Annotated in this window: 9 protein-coding genes; 4 read left to right on the top strand and 5 right to left on the bottom strand. The window is 44.1% G+C overall.

Annotated elements, in window-relative coordinates; genetic code table 11:
• Positions 1–514 precede the first annotated feature (514 nt).
• A complete protein-coding gene (gene ppc / locus HHA42_RS06775) occupies positions 515–3,199 on the top strand; it encodes a phosphoenolpyruvate carboxylase (protein WP_131261313.1) in 2,685 nt (894 codons plus the stop codon).
• A 398-nt stretch (positions 3,200–3,597) separates the two neighbouring features.
• Entirely contained in the window at positions 3,598–4,896 is a 1,299-nt protein-coding gene (locus HHA42_RS06770; RefSeq protein ID WP_168525905.1) for a solute carrier family 23 protein, read from the top strand.
• 271 nt (positions 4,897–5,167) lie between these two features.
• Here HHA42_RS06770 and HHA42_RS06765 read toward each other — a convergent pair whose 3' ends face one another.
• The 5 genes from HHA42_RS06765 to ilvD (HHA42_RS06745) all read right to left on the bottom strand — a co-directional run bounded on the left by HHA42_RS06765 (position 5,168) and on the right by ilvD (HHA42_RS06745) (position 11,111).
• Positions 5,168–5,347 (bottom strand): hypothetical protein, encoded by a 180-nt coding sequence (locus HHA42_RS06765; protein ID WP_004970356.1) that lies wholly within the window; start codon positions 5,345–5,347, stop codon positions 5,168–5,170.
• A gap of 317 nt (positions 5,348–5,664) precedes the next feature.
• Positions 5,665–5,952, bottom strand: a complete 288-nt coding sequence (locus HHA42_RS06760) for a chorismate mutase (protein WP_168525903.1) — start codon at positions 5,950–5,952, stop codon at positions 5,665–5,667.
• Positions 5,942–7,261 (bottom strand): hypothetical protein, encoded by a 1,320-nt coding sequence (locus tag HHA42_RS06755; RefSeq protein WP_168525900.1) that lies wholly within the window; start codon positions 7,259–7,261, stop codon positions 5,942–5,944. Before HHA42_RS06755 ends, HHA42_RS06760 begins: the two co-directional genes overlap by 11 nt.
• 126 nt (positions 7,262–7,387) lie before the next feature.
• The gene (gene ilvD, locus HHA42_RS06750; protein ID WP_168461037.1) at positions 7,388–9,073 is read right to left on the bottom strand and encodes a dihydroxy-acid dehydratase; all 1,686 of its coding nucleotides are present in this window, start codon (positions 9,071–9,073) and stop codon (positions 7,388–7,390) included.
• Between the two features lie 208 nt (positions 9,074–9,281).
• Positions 9,282–11,111, bottom strand: coding sequence for a dihydroxy-acid dehydratase (ilvD, locus tag HHA42_RS06745; protein ID WP_168418350.1), 1,830 nt, complete (start codon positions 11,109–11,111; stop codon positions 9,282–9,284).
• Positions 11,112–11,481: 370 nt separating this feature from the next.
• Between ilvD (HHA42_RS06745) and fmt the strand changes: the two genes are divergently transcribed.
• Together fmt and rsmB are read left to right on the top strand one after the other, a co-directional pair.
• Positions 11,482–12,444 carry a methionyl-tRNA formyltransferase gene (gene fmt, locus HHA42_RS06740; RefSeq protein WP_168525898.1) on the top strand — a complete coding sequence of 321 codons (963 nt, stop codon included), beginning with the start codon at positions 11,482–11,484 and terminating at the stop codon, positions 12,442–12,444.
• Positions 12,441–13,748 carry a 16S rRNA (cytosine(967)-C(5))-methyltransferase RsmB gene (gene rsmB, locus HHA42_RS06735; RefSeq protein ID WP_168525896.1) on the top strand — a complete coding sequence of 436 codons (1,308 nt, stop codon included), beginning with the start codon at positions 12,441–12,443 and terminating at the stop codon, positions 13,746–13,748. The genes fmt and rsmB overlap by 4 nt, the downstream gene beginning before the upstream one ends.
• Positions 13,749–13,860: the final 112 nt, after the last annotated feature.

The following is a 13,860-nucleotide window of genomic DNA, read 5'->3' as shown; positions in this document are numbered from 1 at the left end:
TAATCACCATTCGATACGCAGGAATGTCATCCACAACCTGCGTGGTATTCATTTTATTACTGTTTCTGCGAAACAATGAATAAGAGATAAACTGTAAGCAGGTTTTGTGGATGACAATGGTTTTGCCTACTTTTCCCGAAAGAAAAGTAGGTCGAACCGAAGGTTAATCCAGCTGTTTTCGTAACTTAGCAAAACGCTGCTCCCCCCTCATCACTACATATTGGTAGCAACTATGCATAAAAAATACTCTCAATGAGCATGAAAATTCACTTGGGACTCTAATACATTGATTATCTTAGAACCCATTACAAAAAAGGTTTATCTAAAGCGGGGGTTCTTTTACCAAATAGCATTCCACTCCACCCTGTATTTCTCTCCTAAATACTGCTGCTTGGTACTATAAGCTCAGATGCGCAAAATCCATGCAACTTTTGTAGATAGCCCGCTTGGATTGTAGATAAATCGGGGTATAGTCTTTTTAGAGTAGAAAAACACAAAACATGGAGAACAACGAATGATTCAACAAATTGATGCTCCTCTACGCGATGACGTACGCTTACTTGGCAACTTATTGGGTGAAACCCTCAAGTTACACGCAGGACAAGATTTGTTTAATCAGGTCGAACAAATTCGTGCTTTATCTAAAGGCGCGCGCGATGGACAAGCCGAAGCTGAAAAACAACTCGAACAACTGTTTTTAAGTCTGGAAGATGACGAAATCTTACCGCTCACCCGTGCCTTTACCCACTTTTTAAATTTTGCCAACATCGCTGAGCAATATCATGTGGTGCGCAGCCGTCGCCAAAGCGAATTTGATGAAAATGGCGTTTCTCCAAACCCGCTAGATCACTTATTTATCAAGTTTAAAGACAACCAAATTTCTGCAGAAACACTCTTTCAACAAGTCTGCGAGCTAAAAATTGAGTTGGTTTTAACTGCGCATCCGACTGAAGTCAGCCGTCGTACCCTCATTCAAAAATATGACGATATTAATGACTGCTTGTTTAAAATGGATCAGCAAAAACTGACACCACGTGAACGTCAGGCAGTTTTGGCAGATTTAAAACAGCTGATCAGCTCGGCTTGGCAAACCGATGAAATTCGCCAACATCGCCCAACCCCTGTCGATGAAGCCAAATGGGGCTTTACCACCATCGAACAAACCCTGTGGAATGCGGTGCCTAAATTCATGCGTGAATTAGACAGCATTGTGCAGGAACATTGTGGACAAAGCCTACCGCTGAGCGTTGCACCTGTACGTTTCGCCTCTTGGATGGGCGGTGACCGCGATGGTAACCCGAATGTCACTCATAAAGTTACTCAAGAAGTGCTGTGGCTGTCACGCTGGAAAGCAGCAGAACTGTATTTACGTGATATTGAAAACCTGCGTTGGGAACTCTCCATTCAGCAATGCAGCCCAGAATTGGCAGATGCTTTGGGACATTTCCATGCCGAGCCGTACCGTGAATATTTACGCGACACCCGAGAACGCCTAAAAGCCACCCGCGACTGGTTAGCAGCGAAACTGCAAGGCAAAGAGGCTGATGACAGTTTGGTCATCAAAAGCAAAGACGAACTGTTACAGCCTTTATTGCTGTGTTATCGCTCGCTGACGGCTTGCCAATTATCAGACATTGCGAACGGCAAATTGTTGGATTTAATTCATCGTGTGAATTGTTTCGGCATTGAATTACTAAAACTGGATATTCGCCAAGAATCGGGACGTCATCGTCAAGCCATTTCTGCCATTACCGAATATTTAGGTTTGGGCAATTTTGAAACTTGGACTGAACAAGCGCGTCAGAACTTCTTGCTTCAAGAGCTACAAAGTAAACGTCCGTTATTGCCAAAATTCATGCAAGAACCTGCACAAAGCCTGATTCAACATCCCGATGTGCAAGAAGTGTTTGCCACCATGCGCACTTTGGCTGCACAGCCGCAGGAAAGTTTGGGCGCTTATATTATTTCCATGGCGGAATATCCAAGTGATGTATTGGCAGTGTTATTGCTGCAAAAAGAAGCGGGCATTCAGCATCCTTTGCGTGTGGTGCCGCTGTTTGAAACCCTGAAAGACTTGGATGGGGCTGCCCAAACCATGAATACCCTATTTAATATGCATTGGTACAAACAGCATATTCAGGGCAAACATGAGGTGATGATTGGCTACTCAGACTCCGCCAAAGATGCAGGGTTCATGTCTGCCAACTGGGCGCAGTACCGCGCGCAGGAAGAACTGACTGCGGTAGCGCAGCAACATGCTGTGCAGCTGACTTTATTCCATGGTCGCGGTGGTTCCATCAGCCGTGGCGGTGCACCAACACAACAAGCATTGTTCTCACAACCACCGGGTTCTATTTCAGGTGCAATCCGCGTCACCGAACAAGGTGAAATGATTCGTTTTAAATTTGGACTTGAAGGGGTTGCCTTACAAAATCTGGAAGTCTACACCGCTGCAACCTTAGAAGCGACGCTGATGCCACCACCTGTGCCGAAAGCAGAATGGCGCGAGTTGATGGATAACATGACCGAACTTTCGGTGCAGGTCTATCGCCAAACCGTGCGTGAAAATCCACATTTTGTGAAATATTTACGCACCGTTACGCCAGAGCTGGAATTGCAGATGTTGCCACTCGGTTCACGTCCTGCGAAGCGTAAAGTGAGCGGTGGAATTGAATCCTTACGTGCCATTCCGTGGGTATTTGCATGGACACAAATCCGTTTAATGCTGCCTGCTTGGTTAGGGACAGGCGCAGCAATTAACCAAACGCTCGATCAGGGACAAAAAGCCACTTTGGATGAAATGCTCAGCGATTGGCCGTATTTCCAGACTTTAATTGATATGCTAGAAATGGTGCTATCTAAAGCCGACAGTAATATTGCCCTGTACTACGAATCTAACCTGACCGATGACGAAGACTTAAAACAACTCGGTGAGCAACTCCGTCAACGTCTGCGTGATGCTGTGACGACCCTACTGACCCTTAAAGGTGAATCGCAATTGCTCAGCAGCAATGATGTGCTAGATCAATCGATGCGGGTGCGTAAACCTTATTTATTGCCACTGCATTTGCTACAGGCAGAATTGATGAAACGTCGTCGTTTGTATTTGGCAGAACAGCATGCCGAACATACCCCTGTCGATCATGCCCTCATGGTGAGTATTGCAGGGATTGCAGCAGGCTTACGCAATACAGGTTAAGACCTAACGAATAGCACAACAAGCAGAGTCATGTACTCTGCTTGTGGCTTATTCACTCACTTAGAAATGGCTTGGGCTCATGCTTCATAAAGCCAAACACAGTGGACATAATAACGTGAAAGCAGACATGGACTAAGACATGCGTTACGAGGCAAAAAAACCAGCCTAAATTATGTGCAATTAAATTTATTCTTAGTCTGTTTTCATCCCACTAATGCCGCAATACATTCTTTAAATTTATAAATAAAATTACTTATTTATATTAAATGTAATTTTTAACAAATAGTAAAATTTAATTCTAAAAATAAGCAACTGGTCAGTTTCCTCGCAAAATTTTTAAAAAATTTATGCAATACAAGGGTATGATGTGCTCAATTTAGCTTTTGAGTGCTCACTTTATGTCCAACTGGTTTCCCAAATGGCGCCCTTATGAAGGCAACATTGATGCGCGTCCTGTAGGGACCAATGAGTATCTACCGCCTGCACAAACCGTTGTATTGGGGATACAACACGCGTTTGCCATGTTTGGTGCTACGGTACTTGCACCTTTCTTAATGGGCTTTGACCCGAACCTTGCCATTTTAATGTCAGGGATTTGTACCATCCTGTTCTTTTTCATGACAGGTGGGCGCGTTCCAAGTTATTTAGGTTCGAGCTTTGCCTTTATTGGGGTAGTGATTGCTGCCACAGGCTATGCAGGTGCATCAGGTGGTTTAAATGCCAATATTGGGGTCGCGGCAGGCGGGATTATTGCCTGCGGTATTTTATATGCCCTGATTGGCTTTTTGGTGATGGCCACAGGCACCCGCTGGATTGAAAAATTGATGCCACCTGTAGTGACAGGTGCAGTGGTGATGATCATTGGTTTAAACCTTGCCCCAGTCACGGTCAAAGCCGTTGCAGGCAATCCATTTAATATGTGGATGGCATTGGTAACTGTACTATGTATGGGCATGATTGCCGTGTTTACCAAAGGTTTACTGCAACGCCTCTTGCTTTTAATTGGCTTACTCATGTCGTATCTGATCTATTTTATGGTCACCAATGTCATGGGTTGGGGGACGCCAATTAACTTCACACCAATTCAGCAAGCCGCGTGGTTTGGTGTTCCAGACTTTCATGCGCCTGTATTTGATGTGAATGCCATGCTGATTATTGCCCCAATTGCCTTCATTTTGGTGGCAGAGAACTTGGGACACATTAAAGCAGTCGGAGCAATGACAGGTGAAAACCTCGATCCGCACATTGGTAAAGCCTTTGTAGCCGATGGTGTTGCCACAACACTCGCAGGTGGTGTCGGTGCACCAGGTATGACCACTTATGGTGAAAATATTGGCGTGATGGCTGTTACCCGCGTGTATTCCACGATTATTTTTGTGGTGGCGGGGGTCTTTGCAATTTTCCTTGGGCTTTCACCCAAATTTGGCGCGATTATTCACACCATACCTACCGCTATTTTAACAGGTGCTTCAATTGTGGTCTTTGGTTTGATTACCATTGCTGGCGCGAAAATCTGGATTGAAAACAAGGTCGATTTTTCTAAAAACAAAAATCTGATGGTGGCTGCCGTGACCATTATTTTAGGAACGGGTGACTTTGCGCTGCAATTGGGCAGCTTTAATTTGGGTGGGATTGGTACAGCAACTTTTGCGGCCTTGTTCCTAAACTGGTTCTTTAGCTTGGGCGATAAATCATAAGCCTGAACTGACTGTTTAGGATTTCCATGAATACAACTCCCATCAAAAAAGACCGAGCATAATATGCTCGGTCTTTTTTTACCCCAAACGGTCTGTCTAGAATAAACCGTTTTAAGAGATCATGCTTTTGCTGTGGCTTATTTCTGTTTTTTAAGCTCTTGCTTAAGTTGCTTCAATTTGCCTTTATGTTTTGAAATCTTTTTCAAACGTGCTTTGATTTTTTGCTTCAAAGATTTAACTTGCTTAGCCATGGTATTACTCCTTAGTAAGGCTATTCGTTGCCATTGTGTTGTTTCACAAAACTACGAATAAATTTTCTTAATTCACGAGCAGCACTAGTATCAAGTTCTTCACATAAACGAATAAATTCATCACGTTCAGTACTATTAATACGAATTAAAAGTTGTCCATCTTTCTTGCCTGTCTTTATTTTTTTGATTTGCTCGTTCATTGCTGATCTCTCCAAAATAAAGACTGCTTTGCAAAAGATGTATATACAATATATATACTTTTCAGAATAATGCAAACTTACAATGTTAAAAAATGTAATAAAATCATAATCTTTTTTTTACCATAGCTTTCAAAAGCAACAGCAAAGCCAAGACAGGCAAGGCTTTGCGCTAAAAGCTGTCTACAGAAAAAATAAACATATTATTTTTAAAAAATGCTGTTTTGAGGCTAAAAATAAATACAGACACCGCAATTTTGCAGCGTAAAGGAAAGGATTGGCTGAGTTTGAAATATCACACCAAACTCATAAAAAACTTTTTAAGGGCGGAATTCTTTCAGTTCACGTTGAATAAAGTGCTGAATCATATCGTGGTACAAACGCTCAGCCATATCAGGATCAACATCATGTTGCAGCGCAAGCGCACGCACTTTTTCAATGACTTCTTTCACTCGCTGTGGTGATTGCACATCTTCCACCGTCTGTTTATGGCGCATGGCTTGATCGACATAAAACTGACGTGATGCAATCAGTTCAATTAAAGCCACATCTATCTGATCAATCTTTTCACGTGCTTGTTGTAATGAGTTTACTTTTTCATTGTTCATGGGCTGGGGCTACACTTTCAGTTTCGTTTTCAATTTCACTCTTATACTTTTCTTCTAACACATTACTGAAAATACTTTCAATCATCCACACCCGATATAAGCTGTTAAATACATAACTTTGTCCATCAATGCGCAATTCCAGCACAGGAAAATCGGGTTGAGATTTCATCTCGCACAACATGTCATTTTCTTTGAGTAATTCGGCAACATCGGCTGTACTCAGTTGTTCTAGCTCTAATTCACGCTGCATTCGATCAAAATGCGCCTTAAAGGACATATCCTGCCCTTTCGTCCACACCGCCTGCAAAATACGATACATGGCATCGACACGCTGTTCTTCAGGCACGCTGTAATACAGCTGCGCCATGTAAGTAGTGGCAGCTTCGGTTGGACGGCAAAATGGTGTAAACGCAACATCGGTACGTTTAGACAATCGGGTGGCTAGTCCCCAGTCAAAGCCATCTCGCCCGTGGTACGACAACGGGTAGACATTTAAATGAATGTTGTAATAGGCTGCCAATTCTTCCTTGATATACGCCAATAACAACCAAGAAATCGGGTCTTCCAAGGCAATATATAAATCCAGCTCTGGATCCAGTGCCTGAATTTCGTTCAGTTCCGCAGCATCACTAATTAAATGTTCACGCCATTCAATGTGATTAATCAAAAAAATAGGATTATCAGTGAGTAGTTTTTGTTGTTTTAAACGGCGGGTTAAACGCAATAAATCATCGACCGCATGGTATTTACGTCCGCCAAATTCAAAATAACTGGCCAATACAGGTGCGTCATCAAATACCCGTTCGGAAAAATCCTGTACCTGATGATGACGGCTGGCCATAGCATATAAGGTGCGTAATTTACCCGACTGTTTTTGCCACAGCATGTGGAACACATCTTCAAGTAAATACAAAAAGTCCTGCCCACGTAGTGGGGTATGCCGCAAAATAGCTTCGGCCTGCATCAAGGCTTCTGCAGTCGGTGGTTCAGGTGTATCGTGAAAACTAAAACGATGTTGCTTGGCCAAAATCTGCGCATCATTGATGCAATAGTTTTGCCATTCCGCTGCTGACATTTGATTTGGAGCATCACCACTTTGGCTAGAAATTACCACCTTTAACGGCTTTAATTCCTCTGCCAAAATATCTTCTAACTGCGGCAGTTGCTGCACCGCCAAATAGCTGTAAACATCGTCTAAACGCAGATGCACACTCAGTCCGTGTTCCGTGGGCAACACCGCTTGCCGAGAAGGTTTTTGATAAAACCAACTCGATCGAATCGGATCGAACCAACGGCGCAACAGTGACATGAGATCAACCTCTACAATTAAAATCCTTGTGGTCTAGGGTCTATGGACAAAAACAACCATGGCGCTAGTCCCTAAATACTACACAAGGATTTATATCAATTCACATCTAATTGATCAATTAGACCTCTAGACCTCTAAATTCAGATCGGTAACCGCACCCTTCTCTGCCCCCGATGCCAGTTTGGCAAATTTTGCCAAAGCACCATGGGTATAGTTTGGTTTTGGTTTGACCCATGCAGCTTTACGTGCGGCCATTTCCTCTTCCGACACATGCCAAGTCATTTCACGGGTTTCAGCATTGATCGAAATTTTATCGCCATTTTTAACCAGACCAATTGGCCCACCTTCATAGGCTTCTGGGGTGACATGTCCAATCACAAAACCATGACTGCCGCCTGAGAATCGCCCATCGGTAATTAAAGCCACTGAGTTTCCTAAGCCTTTACCAATAATGGCAGAAGTTGGTTTTAGCATTTCAGGCATACCAGGGCCACCTTTAGGGCCTTCACCACGAATCACCACCACTTCGCCTTCTTGGACTTCACCATCCAAAATACCGCGCATTGCACCAATTTCGCCTTCAAAAACACGTGCAGGGCCTTCAAAATACAAACCTTCTTTGCCTGTAATTTTGGCCACCGCCCCTGTTGGCGATAAATTGCCTTTTAACACCACCAAATGTGAATCTTTCTTAATTGGGGCATCAAACGGTAAAATAATCTGCTGGTCGGCTGGGTAGTCTGCAACATCGGCCAAGTTTTCTGCCAAAGTTTTACCAGTAACGGTTAAGCACGAACCATCTAACATTCCTGCATCGAGCATACGTTTCATTAGCGGTTGAATTCCGCCAATCGCAATCAGCTCAGACATTAAATATTTACCCGATGGGCGTACATCTGCCACCACAGGTGTTTCCTGACCAATTCGTACAAAGTCATCTAGCGTGAGTTCAACCCCTGCTGAGTGGGCCATAGCAATTAAATGCAGTACGCCATTGGTTGAACCACCCAAAGCAATCAGCACTTTAATGGCATTTTCAAAAGCAGACTTGGTCATAATGTCACGCGGTTTAATGTCCAAACGCAACAGATTCATAACGGCTTCGCCTGCACGTTGGCAATCCTGCAATTTGTCTTGAGATACTGCTTCCTGTGCCGAAGAACCCGGCAAACTCATGCCCAAGGCTTCGATAGCCGATGCCATTGAGTTGGCGGTGTACATCCCACCACAAGAGCCTGCACCGGGCAAAGCCACTTCTTCAATTTGCTTGACCTGAATTTCGTTAATTTCACCTTTGGCATGCTGCCCCACAGCTTCAAATACCGAAATAATATCGGTATGTCCTGCACCTGGTTTGATGGTGCCGCCATACACAAACAAGCCTGGACGGTTTAAACGTGCCAGTCCCATAATGCAGCCTGGCATGTTTTTGTCACAGCCACCAATGGCAATTACGCCATCATAAGCCTGACACCCCACCACCGCTTCAATTGAGTCGGCAATAATTTCACGTGAAACCAGTGAATATTTCATGCCTTCGGTGCCGTTAGAAATACCGTCTGAAATGGTGATGGTATTGAAAATAATACCTTTACCACCCGCCTGATTCACGCCTGTTTCTGCTTCTCGTGCCAAGCCGTCAATGTGCATATTACACGGTGTGACATTGGCCCAAGTCGATGCAATACCAATGAATGGACGGCTAAAATCTTCATCCTTAAAACCGACCGCGCGCATCATGGAACGTGCAGGTGCATTTTCAATGCCTTCATAAACTTCGGCTGAATGTTCGCGAATATTCTGTTTGCTCATAGCGGATTCCTTGCAAGATCGGTCAAGTCATACGGATCTAATTTATTCTGTATTTCATTGTATAGAAAGCAGGCACGATATAAAACCAAATACCCAAGAAAAACCACGTGTGATTTGGATGCTTCATCCGGCACAAGTATGCACATGAAAAAAAGCACCCCAATATTTGGAGTGCTCTTTTATTTAATATTTATGCGCTAGTGGGTGCTTAGATTTCGCGTACCGCACCTTTTGCCGCACTGGTAGTGTGCATCGCATAAGCTTTCAAGGCTTTTGAAATTTTACGTGGACGCTCTTCTACAGGATGCCAGCCTTTGGCTTCCTGTGCTTCACGACGTGCCGCCATGGTTGCATCATCGACTGCCAAATGAATGCTGCGGTTTGGAATATCAATTTCGATACGGTCGCCATCTTCAACCAAACCAATCGCACCACCTTCTGCCGCTTCTGGAGAAACATGACCAATTGAAAGACCTGAAGAACCGCCAGAGAAACGACCATCGGTGAGTAAGGCACATTCTTTGCCCAAACCTTTCGATTTCAAATAGCTGGTCGGATACAACATTTCTTGCATACCTGGGCCACCACGTGGGCCTTCGTAGCGAATTACCACCACATCACCCGCTGTAATTTTACCGCCTAAGATCGCATCCACTGCAGCATCCTGACTTTCAAAAACACGTGCCGTACCGTTGAATTTTAGAATGGAATCATCTACCCCTGCAGTTTTCACAATACAGCCATCTAAAGCGATGTTGCCGTAAAGTACCGCCAAACCACCATCTTTAGAGAACGCATTTTCTGCATTACGGATGACACCACTATCACGGTCACCATCTAAACGTGAATAGTAACGGTCTTGTGAGAATGCAGTTTGAGTTGGTACGCCGCCCGGTGCAGAACGGTAGAAGCTATACACTTCTTCATTTTCAGTACGGATAATATCCCATTTGTCTAAAGCATCTTTTAATGTTGCTTCGTGGACTGTACCCACTGAAGTATCTAATAAGCCCGCACGGTCTAGCTCACCTAAAATAGACATGATGCCGCCTGCACGGTGTACATCTTCCATGTGAACGTCTTGTTTTGCAGGTGCAACTTTACACAAAACAGGTACTTTGCGTGATAAACGGTCAATATCATCCATGGTGAAATCAACACCTGCTTCATTGGCAGCTGCCAATAAGTGCAATACGGTGTTGGTTGAACCGCCCATGGCAATGTCTAGTGTCATGGCATTTTCATACGATGCCTTAGTAACCATTGAACGTGGCAATACGCTGTAGTCGTCTTGTTCATAATGGCGTTTTGCCAATTCCACAATTAACTGACCTGCTTGATCGAACAGTTTTTTACGATTAGCATGGGTGGCAACAATTGAACCATTGCCCGGTAAAGATAAACCTAAAGCTTCAGTTAAGCAGTTCATTGAGTTTGCAGTGAACATGCCTGAACATGAACCACAAGTTGGACATGCAGAACGCTCGTACTCAGCCACTTCTTCGTCGCTGTAGTTGTCATCTGCTGCCACAATCATTGCATCAATCAAGTCAATCGCATGCTCATTACCGCGAATTTTAACTTTACCTGCTTCCATTGGACCGCCAGACACAAAGACCACTGGAATGTTCAGACGCATCGCTGCCATCAACATCCCTGGGGTAATTTTGTCACAGTTGGAGATACATACCATGGCATCAGCACAGTGTGCGCTCACCATGTACTCAACAGAGTCGGCAATCAAGTCACGCGATGGCAATGAATACAACATGCCGTCATGGCCCATGGCAATCCCGTCATCTACCGCAATGGTGTTAAATTCTTTAGCCACACCACCTGCAGCCTGAATTTGCTCTGCCACCATTTGCCCAAGGTCTTTTAAATGCACATGGCCAGGTACAAATTGGGTAAATGAGTTGACCACCGCAATAATCGGCTTACCGAAATCTTCGTCTTTCATACCTGTTGCACGCCATAAGCCACGTGCACCAGCCATATTTCTTCCGTGTGTCGATGTTTTTGAACGATAGTCAGGCATTGTAAAGTTCCAACTTGGTTGTGCTGAAATGAATCTGAAATTCATTCTGGCGAAATAATACTGTTTGCAAGATCTGTATCACTGCAAAATAGTTTAAGAGTCTTTCTATTTTACTACAGCTTGAGGTAGTAAGGCTGCTGCTTTACCAACTTTATGATGGATAAAAAGTGACGAGAACCCACAGCACCTTGTTGATCATACTGAATGCAATACAAAACTTTCATGAATAATTTTTAAATTTTGCATTACTAATTTTTATCATAATAATTTATAGCACAGCGACAAGGTGGATTTGTTACAACCCGTTCCGACCTTTGAGCCGCAATTTGTTATAATTGCCGCGTCATCTAAAACTATGGGTTGATTTCCATTGAAAATCGTTTTTGCAGGTACGCCTGAATTTGCTGCAAGCGCTTTGGCAGCACTCCTGAACACCGAACATGAGATTGTCGCGGTTTACACCCAGCCTGACCGTAAAGCAGGACGCGGACAAAAACTCACAGCATCTGCGGTGAAGCAATTGGCACTACAACACGATCTTCCTGTCTATCAACCTTTACATTTTAAATCATCTACTGAAGAAGGTCTGGCGGCTCAACAAGAATTGGCTGCATTGAATGCCGATGTGATGGTGGTTGCGGCCTATGGTTTAATCTTGCCACAAGTAGTTTTAGATACGCCTAAATATGGCTGCTTGAATATTCACGGTTCTTTATTGCCACGTTGGCGTGGTGCAGCGCCGATTCAGCGCGCCATCGCCACAGGGGATACCGAAACAGGCATCACCATTATGAAAATGGCCGCCGGCTTAGATACGGGCGATATGATGTATAAAACCCGATGCCCAATTACTGAAACAGACACCTCTGCCACTTTACATGACAAACTGGCGCAGCAAGGCGCCGAAGCAATTGTTGAAGTATTGGCTTCCGAGCAAAAATTACAAGACTATTTGGCTGCGCGTGAAGTGCAAGATGAAGCCTTAACGGTCTATGCACACAAATTGACCAAAGCCGAAGCGCAAATTAACTGGTCACAAACTGCAGCTGAAATTGACCGTAATATCCGTGCCTTTAACCCGTGGCCGGTGGCATTTATCCCTTTAGATGACACTCAAAACTTACGCGTGTGGAGTTCAGCATTATCAGATGAACCTGCCCAAGGTCAGGTGCCTGGCACAATATTAAAACTGGACAAACAAGGTGTACACGTCGCTTGTGGTGATCAACAAGCAGTATGCTTAAGCTCGTTGCAATGGCCAGGTGCTAAACCGCTGAATCCTGTGCAAATCATTCAAACTCAAAAACTTCAATCAGGACAAGTTCTCGCATGAGCCCATCTGAATCTGGCAGCTCGCATTTGAACTTGCGTGCCCAAGTGATCCGTACTTTATTGGCTGTCCAGCAAGGACAATCTTTAAGCAGTGTTTTGCCTTTACACTTAAATAAAGTGTCAGAACGTGACCGTGCCTTATTTCACGAGCTAGTTTTGGGAACTTTAAGACAGTGGTATGCCCTAAAAAGCATTACCTTGCCGTTGTTGGTCAAACCTTTAAACAATGAAACCGTGGAAACTTGCTTATACGTCGGGCTGTATCAAGTACTCTGCACTCGTGTGGCTAGTCATGCCGCTATTTCGGAAACCGTGACTGCGACCAAGCAATTGGGCTATCAAGCCTTAAGTGGTGTGGTCAATGCCATTCTGCGTCGTGTTTCACGTGAAACCTCAGACTTTCAAACCGCTTTGACTCAGGCACATGGTTTACCAAGTTGGTTATACAAGCGTCTGAAAAAAGACTGGCCAGAACAACTGGAGCAATTAACCCAAAGCCTAAAACAAATTGCACCACTGACTTTAAGAGTCAATACACGCCAAATTAGCCGTGATGACTATCTAGAAATTTTGCAGGAACAAGAGATTGCAGCCGAAGCTTGCAGCCTGTCTGAAGTCGGTATTGTGATGCAGCAAAATGTGCACATTCCAGACTTACCCGGCTTTGATGAGGGCGTGTTTTCGGTTCAAGATGAACACGCCCAGTTGTGTGCTTCTCTCTTGCCAAATTTAGATGGCAAAGTCGTGGTCGATGCCTGCGCAGCACCTGGTGGCAAAACAGCACATCTTTTGGAAAAGTTTCAGCCTAAAAAACTGATTGCATTAGATCACGATGCCAAACGTCTGTTACGTGTCAGCGAAAACCTAGAACGTCTACAGCTGAATCAAGACACACAGGTCGATATTGTCGCTGCTGATGCCACCACATGGACGACCAATGAAACCGTAGACTGTATTGTATTAGATGCCCCATGTTCAGCAATTGGAGTCTTGCGTCGTCATCCAGATATTCGCTTGCTGCGTCAATCTGGCGACATTCAACAAACCGCAGCCTTACAACAACAGATTTTGAAACACATGTGGCAGCAACTTAAAGTGGGTGGCACATTGCTTTACATTACCTGCTCGATTTTAAAAGCCGAAAATGAACAGCAAATGCAGCTGTTTTTTGCCGAACATGACAATGCCAAAGAAGTAAAAATTGAAGCAGACTGGGGCATTGCACAGCAATATGGACGCCAATTGCTACCAAAGCAAGGTCGTGGCGATGGTTTTTATTATTGTCGTATCAAAAAAACAGCATAAATTTATTGCTACTTTTTCTGTTCCTTAAAATGTAGTCAAACATACTCAAGGACTAATTCGCACTCTGTTAATGTCTTGTTGCCAAGCGTGTAACTAGAGCCTGAGTCGGTCA

This window comes from Acinetobacter sp. A3, from assembly GCF_012371415.1.
Lineage (GTDB): Bacteria > Pseudomonadota > Gammaproteobacteria > Pseudomonadales > Moraxellaceae > Acinetobacter.
The sequence above is the reverse complement of the archived record's forward strand: the minus strand, read 5'-3'. Positions and strand labels throughout refer to the sequence as shown.